This is a genomic window from Lysobacter solisilvae, from assembly GCF_016613535.2.
Classification (GTDB): Bacteria; Pseudomonadota; Gammaproteobacteria; order Xanthomonadales; family Xanthomonadaceae; genus Agrilutibacter; species Agrilutibacter solisilvae.
The window spans coordinates 216,149-233,264 of the sequence record NZ_CP071518.1; the positions used below are offsets into that span (position 1 = coordinate 216,149).

Annotated in this window: 12 protein-coding genes, 1 other RNA gene and 2 pseudogenes; 4 read left to right on the top strand and 11 right to left on the bottom strand. The window is 70.3% G+C overall.

Translation table 11 applies throughout. The features are described from left to right. Window positions 1-38 precede the first annotated feature (38 nt). From murG to rsmI, 11 genes and pseudogenes are all read right to left on the bottom strand, one after another. Entirely contained in the window at window positions 39-1,124 is a 1,086-nt protein-coding gene (gene murG / locus I8J32_RS00980) for an undecaprenyldiphospho-muramoylpentapeptide beta-N-acetylglucosaminyltransferase (protein WP_200614230.1), read from the bottom strand. Then, window positions 1,121-2,425: a putative lipid II flippase FtsW gene (gene ftsW / locus I8J32_RS00985; protein WP_200614232.1), complete on the bottom strand. Its 1,305-nt coding sequence runs from the start codon at window positions 2,423-2,425 to the stop codon at window positions 1,121-1,123. The genes murG and ftsW overlap by 4 nt, the downstream gene beginning before the upstream one ends. After that, a complete protein-coding gene (gene mraY / locus I8J32_RS00990; RefSeq protein ID WP_200614234.1) occupies window positions 2,425-3,510 on the bottom strand; it encodes a phospho-N-acetylmuramoyl-pentapeptide-transferase in 1,086 nt (361 codons plus the stop codon). Before mraY ends, ftsW begins: the two co-directional genes overlap by 1 nt. Next, a pseudogene (locus I8J32_RS00995) lies at window positions 3,500-4,877 on the bottom strand (UDP-N-acetylmuramoyl-tripeptide--D-alanyl-D-alanine ligase). The gene mraY and the pseudogene I8J32_RS00995 overlap by 11 nt, the downstream one beginning before the upstream one ends. Next, window positions 4,874-6,356, bottom strand: a pseudogene (locus I8J32_RS01000) (UDP-N-acetylmuramoyl-L-alanyl-D-glutamate--2,6-diaminopimelate ligase). The pseudogenes I8J32_RS00995 and I8J32_RS01000 overlap by 4 nt, the downstream one beginning before the upstream one ends. Beyond that, entirely contained in the window at window positions 6,353-8,158 is a 1,806-nt protein-coding gene (locus tag I8J32_RS01005) for a peptidoglycan D,D-transpeptidase FtsI family protein (protein WP_343225250.1), read from the bottom strand. Before I8J32_RS01005 ends, I8J32_RS01000 begins: the two are co-directional and overlap by 4 nt. A 148-nt stretch (window positions 8,159-8,306) precedes the next feature. After that, complete coding sequence (gene ftsL / locus I8J32_RS01010) at window positions 8,307-8,573, bottom strand: cell division protein FtsL (protein ID WP_200614240.1); 267 nt, start codon at window positions 8,571-8,573, stop codon at window positions 8,307-8,309. Next, complete coding sequence (rsmH, locus tag I8J32_RS01015) at window positions 8,570-9,472, bottom strand: 16S rRNA (cytosine(1402)-N(4))-methyltransferase RsmH (protein ID WP_200614490.1); 903 nt, start codon at window positions 9,470-9,472, stop codon at window positions 8,570-8,572. The genes ftsL and rsmH overlap by 4 nt, the downstream gene beginning before the upstream one ends. Window positions 9,473-9,546: 74 nt before the next feature. Continuing rightward, window positions 9,547-9,993, bottom strand: a complete 447-nt coding sequence (gene mraZ, locus I8J32_RS01020; RefSeq protein WP_200614241.1) for a division/cell wall cluster transcriptional repressor MraZ — start codon at window positions 9,991-9,993, stop codon at window positions 9,547-9,549. A 486-nt stretch (window positions 9,994-10,479) separates the two neighbouring features. Further along, window positions 10,480-10,838: RNase P RNA component class A (gene rnpB, locus I8J32_RS01025), an RNA gene on the bottom strand. Window positions 10,839-11,445: 607 nt separating this feature from the next. Beyond that, window positions 11,446-12,288 (bottom strand): 16S rRNA (cytidine(1402)-2'-O)-methyltransferase, encoded by an 843-nt coding sequence (gene rsmI / locus I8J32_RS01030; RefSeq protein WP_200614242.1) that lies wholly within the window; start codon window positions 12,286-12,288, stop codon window positions 11,446-11,448. A 119-nt stretch (window positions 12,289-12,407) separates the two neighbouring features. Between rsmI and I8J32_RS01035 the strand changes: the two genes are divergently transcribed. The 4 genes from I8J32_RS01035 (at window position 12,408) to I8J32_RS01050 (ending at window position 16,941) form a co-directional block, all read left to right on the top strand. Next, entirely contained in the window at window positions 12,408-13,754 is a 1,347-nt protein-coding gene (locus I8J32_RS01035) for a penicillin-binding protein activator (protein WP_245156379.1), read from the top strand. Window positions 13,755-13,800: 46 nt separating this feature from the next. Then, window positions 13,801-14,196 carry a YraN family protein gene (locus tag I8J32_RS01040; protein ID WP_200614243.1) on the top strand — a complete coding sequence of 132 codons (396 nt, stop codon included), beginning with the start codon at window positions 13,801-13,803 and terminating at the stop codon, window positions 14,194-14,196. 136 nt (window positions 14,197-14,332) lie between these two features. Further along, window positions 14,333-15,718 (top strand): FAD-binding oxidoreductase, encoded by a 1,386-nt coding sequence (locus I8J32_RS01045; protein ID WP_200614244.1) that lies wholly within the window; start codon window positions 14,333-14,335, stop codon window positions 15,716-15,718. 230 nt (window positions 15,719-15,948) lie between these two features. Next, window positions 15,949-16,941: a patatin-like phospholipase family protein gene (locus I8J32_RS01050; RefSeq protein ID WP_200614246.1), complete on the top strand. Its 993-nt coding sequence runs from the start codon at window positions 15,949-15,951 to the stop codon at window positions 16,939-16,941. Window positions 16,942-17,116 lie beyond the last annotated feature (175 nt).

Here is a 17,116-nt window from a genome sequence, read left to right on the forward strand (position 1 = left end):
GTGGGTGACGCGAGGGGTGTGGCGGGTCCGGACGACGGTCATCGCGCCTCCTCCATCACGATGTCGGCGACCGACTGCGCGGCGTCCGGCTTGGCCAGCGCGCGGGCCGCGAGCGCCATGGGCAGCAGCAGGTGGCGGTCGGCGAGTATTTCCAGCGTGGCCGACAGGCGCTGGGCCAGATCGTCGCCCTGCGGCAGCAGCTGCGCCGCGCCGCGGTCGACGAGGAACTGCGCGTTCTTGGTCTGGTGGTCGTCCACCGCCTGCGGGAAGGGCACCAGTACGCTGCCCACGCCCACGGCGCACAGTTCCGCCAGCGTCAGCGCGCCGGAGCGGCACACCACGATGTCGGCCCAGGCATAGGCGGCGGCCATGTCGGCGATGAAGGGCTCGATCGAGGCCTCGACGCCGGCCTGCGAGTAGGCCTGCAGGGCATCGGCGCGCAGCTTCTCGCCGCACTGGTGCCTCACTTCGAATGCATGCGCGGCCCGCAGGCTCGCCAGCGCCTTGGGCACCGCCGCATTGAGCGCGCGCGCGCCCTGGCTGCCGCCGAGCACGAGCAGGCGCAACGGTCCCTGGCGCTGCGCGAAGCGCTGCACCGGCTCGGCGATCGCCGCGATCTCGGCGCGGACGGGATTGCCCACCACTTCCTCGCCCGGGAAGGTCTGCGGGAACCCCGTCAGCACGCGGCGCGCCAAGCGCGCCAGCACGCGATTGGTCAGGCCCGGCGCGCGGTTCTGTTCGTGCACGATCAGCGGCACGCCTTCAAGCCGCGCGGCCAGGCCACCGGGACCGGCGGCGAAGCCACCAAAGCTCACCACGGCGCGCGGCTGGCGATGGCGGATGGCGAAGCGCGCGGCGCGCACCGCCTGGATCAGCTTCATCGGCGCGGCCACCAGCGCTGCCATGCCCTTTCCGCGCACGCCGCTGATGGCGATGGTGTCGATGCGGATGCCGTGCTGTGGCACCAGGCGCGTTTCCATGCCACCCGCGCTGCCCAGCCATGCCACCGGCACGTCGCGGTCGCGCAGCGCCTTGGCCACCGCGAGCCCGGGAAAGATGTGCCCACCGGTGCCGCCCGCCAGGATCAGCACGGGACGCTCTTCGCCTGGCGCATAGACGCTCATGCGGTCCTCCCGAACACCGGTTCCACGCGCTGGCGCAACCGGCTGGTGCCCCGGCCTTCGCCGGCGGCCTTGCTGGTGACCACCGGCAGGGGCTGCGACGCCGCGGGCACGCCCGTGGACACCTGCTGCGCTTCGCCGCGCAGACGCGCGACCTGGCGCTGCGCGCGATCGAGCTCGTAGGACACGCGCAGCAGCAGGCCCAGCGCCATGCTGGTCATCAGCACGCTGGAACCACCCGAGGAAATCAGCGGCAGGGTCAGGCCCTTGGTCGGCAGCAGGCCCAGGTTGACGCCGATGGAGACGAAGCTCTGCAGCGACATCCACAACGCGATGCCGAAGGCGCAGTAGCCGGCGAAGTGGCGCCGCATCTCCACGCACTGCAGTCCGATCCAGAACGCGCGGCCGGCCAGCGCCACGTACAGGCCGATCACCAGGCAGACGCCGACGAAACCCAGTTCCTCGGCGATCACGGCCATGATGAAGTCGGTATGCGCTTCAGGCAGGTAGGACAGCTTCTGCACCGAGGCGCCCAGGCCCACGCCCGTCCATTCACCGCGGCCGACTGCCATCAGTGCGTTGGTGAGCTGGTAGCCCGTGTTGAACGGGTCGGCCCACGGATTGCGGAAGGAGGTCAGGCGCGCGACGCGGTACGGCTCGGCGATGGCGATGACGGCCAGCAGCGGCAGCAGCACCAGCACTGGACCGAACATGCGCGGCATGTTGACGCCACCCAGCACCAGCATGCCGGCGGCGACGGCCAGGATCAGGGACGAGGATCCGAAGTCGGGCTGCAGCAGCAGCAGTCCGACCATGGCCACCGCCACGCCGATCGGCTTGAGCATCGCCGACCACGTCGCGGCCAGGTCCTCGCTGAAGCGCTTGAGGTAGCTGGCCAGCCAGACGATGAAGAGCAGCTTGACCGCTTCGACGGCCTGGAAGTTGGAAATGCCCAGGTTGAGCCAGCGACGCGCGCCGTTGACGCTCTTGCCGACGCCCGGGACGAACACCAGCAGCAGCAGGACGAAGCAGGCCAGCAGCAGCCACTGGCTGCGCTGTTCGATCGCCTTGAGCTCGGTGCGCATCATCCACGCGGCCAGGCCCACGCCGGCGGCGAGGAAGACGATGTGGCGGGTCAGGAAGTAGAACGGTCCGACGTCCAGGCCTTCGGCGATCGCGATCGAACTGGAGCCCACCATCACCACGCCCACGCAGGCCAGCGTGCACGTCACCGCGAGCAGCCACGGATCAAACCGGCCGCCGAGGGCGTCGAGTCGGGTGGCTTGGCGCGCGGAGTCGGTCATCAACGCACCTTCAGCGTGGCCAGGCCGACCAGGACGAGGATCACCGAGATGATCCAGAAGCGCACGATCACGCGCGGCTCCGGCCAGCCCTTCAGCTCGAAGTGGTGGTGGATCGGCGCCATGCGGAACACACGCTTGCCGGTGAGCTTGAACGAGGCGACCTGGATCATCACCGAGAGCGTCTCGATCACGAACACGCCGCCCATGATCACCAGCACCAGCTCCTGGCGCACGATCACCGCCACGCAGCCCAGCACGGCGCCCAGCGCCAGCGCGCCGATGTCGCCCATGAACACCATGGCCGGATAGGTGTTGAACCACAGGAAGCCCAGGCCCGCGCCGGCGATGGCCGCGCAGATGATCACCAGTTCGCCCGCGCCCTTCACCTGCGGGATCTGCAGGTATTCGGAGAACACCGCGTTGCCGGACGCGTAGGCGAACACGCCCAGCGCGCAGGCGACCAGCACGGTCGGCATGATCGCCAGCCCGTCCAGCCCGTCGGTGAGGTTGACCGCGTTGGAGAAGCCGACGATCCACAGGTAGGCGATCGCCACGAAGCTGATCGACACCAGCGGCAGCGCCACGGCCTTGAAGAAGGGGATATAGAACGTCGTCGCCGCCGGCACGTCGGCGGTGTAGTAGAGGAACAAACCCGCGCCCAGTCCGAACAGCGACTGCAGCAGGTATTTCCAGCGCGACTTCATGCCGTTGGGATCGCGCTTGACGATCTTGATCCAGTCGTCCCACCAGCCGATCCAGCCGAAGGCCACCATCACCGCCAGCACCAGCCAGACGTAGCGGTTGCGCAGGTCGCCCCACAGCAGCACCGAGGCCAGGACCGTGAGCAGGATCAGCGCGCCGCCCATGGTCGGCGTGCCGGCCTTGGAGAAGTGCGACTGCGGGCCGTCCTTGCGGATCGGCTGGCCACCCTTGAGCTGGGCCAGGCGCCGGATCACCGCCGGGCCCCACCACAGCGACAGCCCCAACGCCGTCAGCGCGGCCAGGATGCCGCGGAAGGTGAGATAGCCGAACAGGCCGAAGAGGCTTTGCAGCTGTTCGAGCCAGCGGAAGAGTTCAAGCAGCATCGGTGGTCCCTTCTTTGGTGAGCACCGCTTTCACGATCCTGTCCATCGCGCTGCCGCGCGAACCTTTCACCAGCACGCGCGTGCCCGGCCCCATCTGCGCCAGCAGCGCCTCGGCGAGGGCCTCGTGGCTGTCGAAGGACCGACCACCCTCGCCAAACGCCCGCGCCGCCGCGGTGCTGAGCGGGCCTAGCGCGTACAGCCGGCGGATCCCCGCCGACTTCGCCCGCCGGCCCATCTCTTCGTGCATCTGCTGCGCATCCAGGCCCAGTTCGCGCATGTCGCCCAGCACCAGCCAGCCCTCGCCCGCTCCGGGCTGGGCCAGGGTGTCGATGGCGGCGGCCAGCGAGCCGGGATTGGCGTTGTAGCTGTCGTCGATCAGGACCGCGCCGCTGCGCAACTGGTGCGGAATCAGGCGGCCGGCGACGGGCAGCGCCGCGTTGAGGCCTTCGGCGATCGTCGGCAGGCCGATGCCCAGGCCCAGCGCGATCGACGCTGCGGCCAGCGCGTTGCCGACGTTGTGGCGGCCCGGCATGGCCAGTTCGATGGCGGCCTCGCCCTGCGGCGTGACCAGGATGAAGCGAGACCCGGACGCAGTGGGTACCAGCTCGCGCGCGGTCACGTCGCTGCTGGCTTCCAGGCCGAACCGGATCAGGCGATGGCCATGCGAGCGCTCGGCGAAGAAGGGAGCGAAGGCCTCGTCGGCGTTGATTACCGCCACGCCGTCTTCGAGCAGCGCGTCGTAGATCGCGCCCTTGGTGTCGGCCACGCCCAGCAGGCTGCCCATGCGCTCCAGATGCGCCGGGGCGATGTTGTTGACCAGCGCGACATCGGGTCGCGCGATCGCGGTGAGGTAGGCGATGTCGCCCGGCTTGCCCGCGCCCATCTCGTAGACCGCGAACTGGGCGTCTTCAGGCGCATCCAGCACGGCCAGCGGCAGGCCGATCTCGTTGTTGCGGTTGCCGGGGTTGGCGTAAGCCGAGCCGGCCCGCTGCAGGATCGACAGGACCAGCGTCTTGACGCTGGTCTTGCCGTTGCTGCCGGTGATGGCGATGACCTTGCCACCGCTGCGGTCACGCTGGACCGCGGCGGCGAAGTCGGCCAGCGCGCGCTCGGTGTCGGCCACCACCAGCTGCGGCAGGTCGACGTCGATGCGTCGCGACACCAGCGCCGCCGCGACGCCCCCCGCGCGCCGCCGCGGCCACGTGGTCGTGGCCATCGAAGTTCTCGCCCTTGAGGGCGACGAACAGGGCGCGCCCGGCGACCGGCAGGACGCGGGTGTCGGTCGCGACGGCGTCGAGGCTGACGTCCTGGCCGTAGACCTGGCCACCGGTCATGCGGGCGATCTGGCTGAGCATCATCGGCTTCATGCGCGCGCCTCCAGACAGGCCTGGGCCACCTGGGTATCGTCGAACGGGTATTGCACGCCCTGGATTTCCTGATAAGGCTCATGGCCCTTGCCGGCGATGAGCACGATGTCCTGCGGGCCGGCTTCGCCGATCGCACGGGCGATGGCGGCGGCGCGGTCGCGCTCGACGATCACCTCGAACGCGCGTTCGAATCCGGCCAGGATGTCGGCGACGATCTGCTCGCCGTCTTCCGAACGGGGGGTTGTCGTCGGTGACGACGACGAAGTCGGCGTTGGCCTGGGCGATGGCCGCCATCTGCGGGCGCTTGCCGCGGTCGCGTTCACCGCCGCAACCGAAGATGCAGATCAGGCGCGACTGGGCATGCGCGCGCAGCGAGGTCAACGCCTGTTCGAGCGCGTCGGGCGTGTGCGCGTAGTCGACCACCACCAGCGGGCGGTTGCCCTCGCCGCCCAGGCGGTTCATCCGCCCGTGGATCGGCTGCAGCAGGCCCAGCGTGTCGGCGATGTGCGCCGGGCTCTCGCCCAGCGCGAACAGGACCGCGGCGACCGCCAGCAGGTTGTCGACGTTGAAGCGGCCGAGCAGCGGCGACTGCACCGCATGCGCGGTGCCATCGATCCACAGGTCGAACGCGATGCCGCGGTTGTCGAGCGAAAGTCCCCGCGCCTGCACGACTGCCCGCTCGTCCCCGCGCGAGCTCACGCCCAGCACGCGCAGCGAACCGGCGCTGGCCTGCAGGTCCTCGTGCAGCCGGGCGCCGAACCCGTCGTCCACGTTGACCACCGCCGACTTCAGGCCCGGCCACGCGAACAGGCGCGCCTTGGCCGCGCCGTAGCGGTCCATGTCGCCGTGGTAGTCCAGGTGGTCGCGGGTGAGGTTGGTGAACACGCCGATGTCGAAGTGCACCCCGTCCACGCGGCCCTGGTCGAGCGCGTGCGAGCTGACTTCCATCGCCACGGCCTGGGCACCGGCCTCATGCATCTGCGCCAGCAGGGCGTGCAGGCGCAGCACCAGCGGCGTGGTGAAGCCGGTCGGCGACACCTGGCCGTACAGGCCGGCACCCAGGGTGCCGATGGTGCCGCAGCGCACTCCGCGCAGCGTCCAGGCCTGGGCCAGCAGCTGCACGGTCGAGGTCTTGCCGTTGGTGCCGGTGACACCCACCACCGTCATCGCGTCGGTGATGCGCGCATGGAAGCGATCGGCCAGTTCGCCCAGCCGCGCGCGCAGGTCCGGCACCGCGATGGCGTCGACGGGCGCGTCCAGGTCGGCGGGCGCCGGCGGTTCGAACAGGACGGCCACGGCACCGGCCGCGCGCGCCTGTTCGACGAATTTCAGGCCATGCGCGCCGAAGCCGGCGATCGCCACGAAGGCGTGGCCGGGCAGCACTTCGCGGCTGTCCATCGACAGGCCGGTGATGTGCAGGCCTTCGGGCACGCCGCTGACGTCGGGCAGCAGTTCCTGCAGGCGCATCGCGGCGCTCATCGCAGGCCTCCCTGCACGGGAGCGGGCAACGGAGCGGCGACTGCGCCCGCGGTGGCCGTCGCGGCCGCCGGAGCCAACGGCGCGCTCGCGGCCGAAGCATCGGGCAGCACCGGGCCATCCTCGCCGCGCAGCTCGCTGGCGTGCTGCGCCTTGGCCTGCGCGGCCATCCAGGTGTCGATGTCGTCGGGCGGGACGTCCATCAGGCGCAGCGCGCCGTCCATGACGCTCTTGAACACCGGCGCGGACACCAGTCCGCCGAAGTAGCCCTTGGACGGATCGGGATCGTTGACCACGACCACCATCGAGAAGCGCGGATTCTTCACCGGCACGACGCCGGCGAAGAAGGACAGATAACGGCGCGTGTAGCCGCCGTTCTCGCTGAACTTGCGCGCGGTGCCGGTCTTGCCGGCCACGTGGTAGCCCAGGATGGCGGCCTGCGTCGCCGTGCCGCCGGGCTCGGTGACGGTCTGCATCATCCGCATCACGTCCTGCGCCACGGCCGGGTCGAGCGCCTGGCGCGACTGCGGCGGCGTGCCCTTGACGAAGGTCGGCGTGATCAGCCGGCCACCGTTGCCCAGCGCCGCATACACGCGGGCGATCTGCAGCGGCGTGGCCGACAGGCCGTAGCCATAGGACATCGTGCCCTTGGTGGTGCCGCTCCAGCGCGCCGGCGGCGCCAGCACGCCCGAGGATTCGCCCGGGAATCCGCTGCCCGGCTTGCTGCCGTAGCCGAAGTTCTTCACGAAATCGTAGTAGTACTGGTCGTCCATCCGCGCCACGAGCTTGGCCGCGCCGATGTTGGAGCTCTTGGTGATCAGGCCGGTGACGGTCTGCACGCCGTAGTTGTTGTGGTCACGGATGGTGTAGCGGCCCAGCTTCATGTAGCCGGGCGAGACGTCGATGCGCGTGTCGGGCGTGACCAGGTGCGCGTTGAGCGCAGCGGCGACGGTGATCGGCTTCATCGTCGAACCCGGCTCGAACACGTCGGTGACCGCGCGGTTGCGGTGCGCCTCGGCGTTGCCCATGTCCACGGCGTTCGGGTTGAAGCTGGGCAGGTTGACCATGGCCAGCACTTCACCGGTGGCCACGTCCATCACCACGGCCGAACCGCTGCTGGCGCCGCTCTTGAGCAGCATGTTGCGCAGTTCGCGATGGGCGAGGAACTGGATGCGCCGGTCGATCGTCAGCGTGAGGTCCTGCCCCGGCTGCGCGGCGCGGATCAGGTCCACGCTCTCCACGATCCGGCCCTGGCCATCGCGGATCACGCGCTTGGCCCCGGGCTTGCCGGCGAGCACGTGGTCGAACGACAGCTCCAGGCCTTCCTGGCCGCGGTCGTCGACGTTGGTGAAGCCCAGCACGTGGGCCATCACCTCGCCCTGCGGATAGAAGCGGCGGAACTCGCGCTGCGAGAACACCCCGGGGATGTCCAGCGCGAGGATGCGGCGGGCCTGCTCCGGGCTCACGCGGCGCTTGAGGTAGAGGAATTCCTTGGTCGAGCGCTGGCTGAGCTTGCGCTCGAGCACGTCGGGCGGCACGCCCAGCGCGGTGGCCAGCTGCGGGATGCGCGCCGGATTCTTCAGCAGTTCCTTGGGATTGCCCCACACCGATTCCACGGGCGTGGAAACCGCCAGCGGTTCGCCATTGCGGTCGGTGATCATGCCGCGCGAGGTGGGGATGGGCAGTTCGCGCAGCGAGCGCGCCTGGCCCTGCTGCAGGTAGAAGTCGTTGTGGATCACCTGCACGTCGAGCGCGCGCACCACCAGCGCGAGCGAGCACAGGCCCAGCGCGCCGCACACGATCATCAGCCGCCGGCGCAGGTCCAGCCCGGTACGACGGCGCACACGACCGGGCCCGGCCACCGGCTTGGCCTGGATGCGCGCGCGCAGCGCATCGGCGACGCGCCCGACGAGCTGCTGGCGGTTGCGGTCCTGGCGGCTCATGGACTGATCCTCATGGCCTGATCACCACGGTTTCAGCGCCTTCGGGGAACTTCATGCCCAGCCGGTCGCGCGCGACCTGGTCGATGCGGTTGCTTTCGGCCCAGGTGGCCTGCTCCAGCTGCAGGCGGCCGAATTCGATGTTCAGCTCGTCGCGCGCCTTGTCCAGGCGGTTGGTCTGCACGAACAGCTGGCGGTGCTCGTGGCGCGCATGCACGACGGCCAGCGCGGAGACCACGTTGGCCAGGACCAGCACGGTGAGGAGCAGGCGCCAGGTCATGCGCGTGCCTCCAGCTTCTGCGCCACGCGCAGCACGGCGCTGCGCGCGCGCGGATTGGCGTCAGTTTCGCTCGCATCGGCCTTGCGCGCATCACCGATCGCGGCCAGGGTCGGGGTGAACTCGACGACCACCGGCAGGCGCCGCTGCGCCGGCGGTGGCTTGGCATGGCGATTGATGAACTGCTTGACGATGCGGTCTTCCAGCGAATGGAAGCTGATCACCGCCAGCCGGCCGCCGGGCTTGAGCCGGGCCAGCGCCGCGTCCAGGCCGGCCTCCAGGTCGGCCAGCTCGCGGTTGATGAAGATGCGGATCGCCTGGAAGCTGCGCGTGGCCGGATGGATCTTCTGCTCGCCGCGCGGCACCACCGACGCGATCAGGTCGGCCAGCTGGGCTGTACGCAGCAGGGGCGTGTCATCACGCCGGGCGACGATGGCCCGCGCGATCCGGCGGCTCATGCGCTCCTCGCCGTAGGTCCACAGCACGTCGGCGATCGCCCGCTCGTCGGCCTCGGCCAGCCACTGCGCCGCGCTCGGGCCCGCGTCGGGGTCCATGCGCATGTCCAGCGGGCCGTCCTTGCCGAAGCTGAAGCCGCGTTCGGCCACGTCCAGCTGGGGCGAGGACACGCCCAGGTCGAGCAGGATGCCGTCCAGGCCGCCGGCGGTGGCATCCCAGTCCGCCAGCTGCGCGAAACTGCCCCGGAAGATCGCGACGCGCGGATCGCCGCCGAACTCGCGTTCGGCCACGGCGATCGCTTCGGGATCCTTGTCCATGAGCAGCAGCCGGCCTCCGGGACCCAGTTGTTGCAATACGCCGCGCGCGTGACCACCGCGCCCGAACGTGCCATCGAGATAGGTTCCCTCCGCCTTCACCTGCAGGCCTTCCAGGACCTGCCCGTACATCACCGGCAGATGCACCGGCGACTTCGTGGCGGGAAGGTGGCCGGACGCCTCGTCGCGCCCGCTGCCACCGGCCGTCACAGCTGCAGGTCGAGAAGCTCCTCGCTCAGATCATCGTCAGATACGACCTGACGGATCTGCGCGTGGTGCGCTTGCTCGCTCCACAACTCGAATTTCTCGCCCATCCCCAGCAGGACGGCCTTCTTCTCGATCCCCACGGCCGAGCGGTGGCTGGCCGGGATGCTGATGCGGCCATTGCCGTCGAGCTCGACGAATTCCGCCGCGCCGACCAGCTTGAGCTGCATCGAGCGGTTGACCTTCTTGGCCTTGGGCAGCGCGTTGACCTGGTCGCGTACGCGCTCCCAGACCTGGCGCGGGTAGATCCACAGCGACCCGGAATCGAACGGGTTGTAGGTGATGACCAGGCGGTTGCCGCATTCACGCGCGACGAGCTCACGGTGGGCGGTGGGCACCGCCAGCCGGCCCTTGTCGTCGATCGTGATGGCGCTTTCGCCCTGGAACATGATCCTGCCCGATGGTGGCCGCCTCTCCGGGCGGCTTGTCGCCTCGAGAAAACCACAAAAAACCCGGTTTTCCCTCGTTTGCCCACCTTAGCACCGCCCACAGGCTTGTCAACAGGTTTCCGGAGCCAATTTCACTTTGCGCATCAATGGCTTGCGACGAACTTCAGAGTTTTATTCAAGACTTATCCACTAGCCGTTGTTTCGTCTCATGTTTTGAGACTGAGGCTGACTGGCAGTGGGGATTCGTCCCGGGCCCCCCAGTCATGCTGCGACGCAGCAAGCGGCCACCGGCACCGCGGCTTTGCCGATCGAGTGCGCAGGCTTCCTCGCCACACCCGAGGGTCGGCACACGGGAATCGGGACGCCACGGGGCCGGATGGGGCCGGGGGCGCAATTTCCGTCTTGCTGGGAAGATCGCCGACGATCAGCGACGAATCGCCGGGATTGCCCGCCAGACAGTGGGAGCAGCCCAGGCTTTGAGGAAGGTGGCGGAGTCGGCCTGTAAGCCGGGTTCTGTCGTGGACAGCCATTCCTCTAGGCGCCGCGTCACCGCGACGCTCAAGCAACCTACCCGGAGACACCGCGGGCCGCGGCATTGCCTCCCTATTTGGTCTTGCTCCCGGTGGGGTTTGCCATGCCGGTCCGTTGCCGGACTCGCGGTGCGCTCTTACCGCACCATTTCACCCTTGCCTGATCTCCGAGGAGCCATCGGCGGTATCTTTCTGTTGCACTTTCCGTCGGCTCGCGCCGCCCAGGCGTTACCTGGCACCGTGCCCTATGGAGCCCGGACTTTCCTCGGCGCCTTCCCGCGAACGGGAACGCGACGCGACTGTCCAGCCGACTCCGCCGACGCGATTGTCTCACGGGCGGACGGCGACGCGGCCGCTGGCGCGTGTCGACGCCCGGTCGATGGCCGTACATCCCTCTGCCGGGCCCCTTCGAGCGTCGATCCGGCCTCTGCCCGTACGAGGCCGGGCAGTTCCGGAAGCTCTCCCGGCCTACGTCCGCCTGTGTCCGGCCCGTTCCGGAGTCTCTCCCGACATAGGCCCGCATATGTGCGGACAGTTCCGAAGACTCTCCCGACATATGCCCGCATATGTGCGGACAGTTCCGAAGACTCTCCCGACATATGCCCGCATATGTCCGCATAGTTCCAAAGACTCTCCAGACATACGCCCGCATATGTCCGGACAGTTCCGAAGTCTCTCCGGACATACGCCCGCATATGTCCGGACAGACCCAAAGACTCTCCCGACATATGCCCGCATATGTCCCGATATGTGCCGGCATATGTCCGGACAGTTCCAAAGACTCTCCCGACATACGCCCGCATATGTTCCGGCCGCTTCCGGAACGGCTTGGGGCCATGCACGGCCGTCAGCACAAGCGCTCCAGAACCTCGCGGCAAAGGCCGCGATGCCCCCGCGATTTCCGGCAAGACCGGACCGGTGTTTACGCCTCGGCGTCGTCGCGACCCAGGCTGTACAGCGCCTTGCGCGGCGCGCCGCTGAGCTCGGCCGCCAGCTTGGCGGCCTGCGACGGCTTCAGGTACTCGCTGAGCTTTGCGTACAGCCGCTGGCCTTCGCGGATCCGCGCGTCCTCGTCTTCGCCGGCGCCTTCCACGATCACCACGAACTCGCCCTTGCGCTGGTTCGGGTCGCCGGCCACCTGGGCCTGCAGCGCGGTCAGTTCGCCGTCGAGGACGGTCTCGAACAGCTTGGTCAGTTCGCGCGCGATCACCGCGCGCCGCGCGCCGCCGAACACGGCGGCCATGTCGGCCAGCGTCTCCTCGATGCGGTGGGCGGACTCGTAGAACATCACCGTGCGCGTTTCGCTGGCCAGCTGGCCCAGGCGCTCGCGCCGCGCCGCGGCCTTGGCGGGCAGGAAGCCCTCGAAAACGAAGCGGTCGCTGGGAACGCCGGCCACGCTCAGCGCGGCGATCGCGGCGCAGGCGCCCGGCACCGGCGAGACGCGGATGCCCTCGGCGCGGGCCGCGCGCACCAGCCGAAAGCCCGGATCGCTCACCAGCGGCGTCCCGGCGTCGGACACCAGCGCCAGGCTGTCGCCGGCCCGCAGGCGCGCGACCAGTTGCTGCGCCTGCGCGTCCTCGTTGTGCTGGTGCAGGGCCAGCAGCGGCCGCTCCAGGCCGAAATGGGCCAGCAGCTGGCGGGTATGGCGGGTGTCTTCTGCGCAGATGGCCGATACGGTCCGCAGGATCTCCAGCGCGCGCGGCGACAGGTCGCCCAGATTGCCGATCGGCGTGGCGACGACGTGGAGGGTGCCGGGCGTGTGCATCGTGCCTACCGTGGGGGAAGGCTAGAATCCTACCCGGTCCCCCAATCAAAGCCGTGCCCATGATCCCGACGACGTCCCCGACCGCGCCACGACGGCCTGCCGCATGGCTCCTGGCTGCAATGCTCCAGGGGGCCGTGCTGGTGACCGCGCTCGCCGGCTGCACGACGATCGAACGCACGACAGGCACGCCGTCCACCCAGTCGCGCAACGCGCAGGTCGCCCAGGCCGCCGACCTGGTCCGCCAGGGCGCGGCGCTGACCGGCGCCGAACGCGCGGCCAACGACCAGCAGATCGATGCCCTGCTCTCCCAGCTCGACGACGCCACGCTGCAGCGCGAGGCGCAGGCGCTGCCGGCCGGCGACCCCCTCTACAACCACGCCGCCCGCGTGCTGCTGCGCCGCGGCCTGCCCTTGCCGCGTCCACTCGACCGCACCGCCTGGAACTTCAATGCCGGCAACCGCCCGCCCGCGGAAGGCGACGGCTACCGGCCGCCGGTGAAACTGGCCGTGCTGCTGCCACTGTCGGGCAGCCTGTCGGCGGCCGCCGCGCCGGTGCGCGACGGGTTCCTCGCCGGGTACTACGGCGAATCCCGCCGTCGCCCGGAAGTGGTCTTCTATGACACCGCCGGCACCGCCAGCGGCGCCGTCGCCGCCTACGACAAGGCCGCGGCCGAGGGCAACGACTTCGTGGTCGGGCCGCTGGGCCGCGACGAGGTGAGCACGCTGTTCCAGCGCGGCACCCTGCCGGTGTCCATGCTCGCCTTGAACCGTGGCAACGTCGCACCGCCGCCGGGCCAGGCCGCCTTCTCGCTGTCGCCCGAGGACGAAGGCGCCGCCGCGGCCGATTTCCTGGCCGAACGCGGCGCCAAGCGCGTGCTGGTGATCGCCGCCGACGATGACAGCCAGCGCCGCGCCTCGGCCGCCTTCCGCGCGCGCCTGGCCGAACGCGGCGGCGTGGCGGAGACGACCTCCGACACGACCGTCGACCTGGCGCCCTTCGCCGCGAAGGAAGGCGGTATCGATGGCGTCTTCCTGGCGACCCGCGGTTCGACCGCGCGTGCGCTGATGCCGCGCCTGGCGCTGGCGGGACTGGCCGGCAAGCCCCGCGTGGCCACCTCGCACCTGTTGTCGGGGACCGGCAAGGCCGCCGACGACCGCATCCTCGATGGCATCGCCTTCCCGGCCGAATCCTGGACCTCGCGCAGCGTGCGCGGCCTGCCCACCGCCGGCACCGCCGCGGGCATGCTGCCCAACGCCAAGGGCGGCGCCGCGCGCCTGTTCGCGTTCGGCTTCGACGCGTGGCTGATCACCGCCTATCTCGAGCACCTGGCGGGCGCGACCGACGGCCTCCAGGGCGCCACCGGCGTGCTGAGCATCGATGGGCAGGGCTACGTGCAGCGCACCCCGGCCTGGTCGACCTTCAGCGCCGGCACCCAGGTCCCGCTGGCGGACGCCGACCGCCGCTGAGCCATCCTCCCGGGCACGGAACGCCCACTCTTGTGCAAGGACCGCAATGCGTTTCCCGCCGACACCCGCACGGGCGCGCGGTGATGCCGTCGAAGCGTTCGTCCGCCGCCACCTGCTGGCGGCGGGCCTGCGCGAGGTGGCCGCCAACGCCCAGTACCGCACCGGCGAACTCGACCTGGTGATGCTGGATGCGGCCGGCCGCGTGCCGTGCCTGGTGTTCGTCGAAGTGCGCTTCCGCCGCGATGCACGCTTCGGGGGCGGCGCGGCGTCCGTCGACGCGCGCAAACGGCACAAGCTCGTCCGCGCCGCGCAGGCCTTCCTGCAGGCCCACCCGCAGTTCCGCGACGCCGCGTGCCGCTTCGACGTCGTCGAGGCCCACGGCAACCCCGCCGCGCCGCAGCTGCACTGGCTGCGTGATGCGTTCCGCGCGGACGATGCCTGAGACGGCATGGCCTCTTCCCGTCTGATCCGGCGCTGCTGACGCCATTGCAGGCATCGGCGGTGTTCGTGCCCGATGTTCCTGCCCGATGTTCGTGCCGGATGTTCGTGCCCGATGCTCAGGCCCGATAATCCCCGCCATGCCCGCCCTCCCCGCCGCACTGGTCCGCGACCTGTCCGCCCTGCTCGGGAATGCCTGGCTGACCGATCCCAGCGAACGGCTGGCCTACGCCTACGACAACTCGCGCCGACAGGCGCTCCCCGATGCGGTGGCCCTGCCATCGACGGCCGAGCACGTGCTCGCCCTGGTCCGCGCCTGCCGTGAACACCGGGTGCCGCTGGTGGCGCGCGGGCGCGGCACCAACACCACCGGGGCCGCGGTGCCGGTCGCGGGCGGACTGGTGGTGTCCTTCGAACGCATGCAGCGCATCGTGGCGATCCGTCCCGGCGACCGCTGCGCCGTCGTAGAGCCGGGCGTGCTCAACGGCGACCTGCAGGCCGCGCTGCGTCCGCACGGCCTGTTCTGGCCGGCCGATCCCACCAGCGCCGCGTACAGCACGATCGGCGGCAATCTCGCCTGCAACGCCGGTGGCCCGCGCGCGGTGAAATACGGCGCCAGCCGCGACAACGTGCTCGCGCTCACCGCCGTCACCGGCGCGGGCGAACTGGTCCACTGCGGCAGCGCGACGACGAAGGGCGCGACCGGTTACGACCTGCAGCGACTGCTGGTGGGCAGCGAGGGCACGCTGGCGCTGATCGTGGAAGCCACGCTTCGACTGACGCCGCTGCCGCCGCAGCGCCGCGTGCTGCGTGCCGTGTACCGCGATGTCGCCAGCGCCGCGCAGGCGGTGGCACGGCTGATGGCCCAACCGGTCACGCCCTCGATGCTGGAGTTCATGGATGCGCACTGCGTTGCGCTCAGCCGCGACGTCGGCGGCGTCGACCTGCCGCGCGAAGCCGGCGCCCTGCTGATGATCGAAGCCGACGGCGACGCGCAGACGCTTGCCCATGCCGTGGAAACGCTGATGGCGGTGGCCGGAGGCGATGGCCTGATCGCCATCGACGACGCGGCCTCTGCCGAGGCCGCCGAACGGCTGTGGGCCGCGCGCAAGGCCCTCTCTCCGGCGCTGCGCACGCTGGCGCCCGGCAAGATCAATGAAGACGTGGTGGTGCCGGTCTCGCGCATTCCCGACCTGGTCGAAGGGGTGCAGGCCCTGGCGGCGGAGTTTGCGTTGCCCATCGTCTGCTTCGGCCACGCCGGCAACGGCAACCTGCACGTGAATCTGCTGTTTGATCCGGCGCAGCCCGACCAGGCCGCGCGCGCGCAGGCGGCCCTGGCCAAGGTGTTCGAGCTCACCCTGGCGCTGGGCGGCACGCTGTCGGGCGAGCACGGCATCGGCCTCGCCAAGCGGGAATTCATGCCGCAGGCGATCGATGCGGCAACGCTGGCGCTGATGCGCCAGGTCAAGGCCGCGTTCGACCCCGACGGCATCCTCAATCCCGGCAAATTGTTGCCCGACGGCTAGGCGCGCGCCTGCGGCGGTTGCGCGGCCTGATCCGACCTCGCGCCAGGCGCGCCGTCGGTAGCCACTTCCGGGAAGGAGTGCGGCCGACCGCAGGCCGGCAGCCGCGCAGCTGAACGCCGCCCCTGCACCGGTGGCGGCCGGCTTTGGAATCCGTGCATGGCGCGAAAAAATGGGCGCGGTCGTGCGGGTATCCTGCGCGCCCCGCCCGCCTCTCTTCCGGTCCCGTCCGCATGTCCGTATTCCGCCGCGCCGTCCTCCTCGCCTCCAGCGTCGTGCTGGCCGCCTGCGCCAGCACCGGGCAGGTGCCGACCGCGGCGGAGGTGGCGCCGATGCCCAAGCCCAGGCCGGTGGCGCCGGTGCGCGTGGGCATCGCGCTGGGCGGCGGCGCGGCCAAGGGCTTCGCGCACATCGGCGTGATCAAGATGCTCGAGGCCAGCGGCATCCAGCCGGTCGTCGTCTCCGGCACCAGCGCCGGCAGCGTGGTCGGCGCGCTCTATGCCAGCGGCATGGACGCCTTCCAGATGCAGAAGACTGCCTTCGCGCTCGATGAAGCGAGCATCCGCGACGTGAGCCTCTTCTCGGGCGGTCTGGTGAAGGGGCAGAAGCTGCAGGATTACGTCAACGAGCTCGTCCGGCAGCGCCCGATCGAGCGCATGAGCAAGCCTTTCGCCGCGGTGGCCACGCAGCTGGAAACCGGCGAACGCACCGTCTTCGTGCGCGGCAATACGGGTCAGGCGGTACGCGCCTCCAGCAGCATCCCCGGCGTGTTCGAGCCGGTGGTGATCGGCAGCCGGCATTTCGTGGACGGCGGCGTGGTCAGCCCGGTGCCGGTCGACGCCGCGCGCCAGCTGGGCGCGGACTTCGTCATTGCCGTGGACATCTCCACCAAGGTCGACGGCCGCAATCCCGGCAGCCTGCTGGGCAACGTGAACCAGTCGATCACGATCATGGGGCAGAAGCTCGGCCAGCAGGAAATGGCGCGCGCCGACATCGTCATCCGGCCCCGGGTCAACGACATCGGCGCGGCCGACTTCGAACAGCGCAACATCGCCATCCTGGAGGGCGAACGTGCCGCGCTGGCGGCGATGCCGCAGATCCGCGCGAAGCTGGCCAAGCTGAAGACGGCGCGCGAGGCGGCCGCCCGCCCGCGCGTCCCGGCACCGGCCAAGGGAGCCTGCAAGGAAGGTCGCCTGGGGCGCCTGCTGGGCCAGGGCTGCGACTGAGCCCCACGCCCGGGTACGGGCGCCGTCCCCGGTCCCACCGGCGGCCTCACCCCCGGGCGGCGCGCGAGGTGCCAGCGCCCGACGAAGGCGGCCGGGCCACCCCGCACCACGCCGCCGGGCCGTTTCCCCTCCCGCCCAGGCTGCTGCCGGACCCGCTGGAACCCAGTTGAACCCG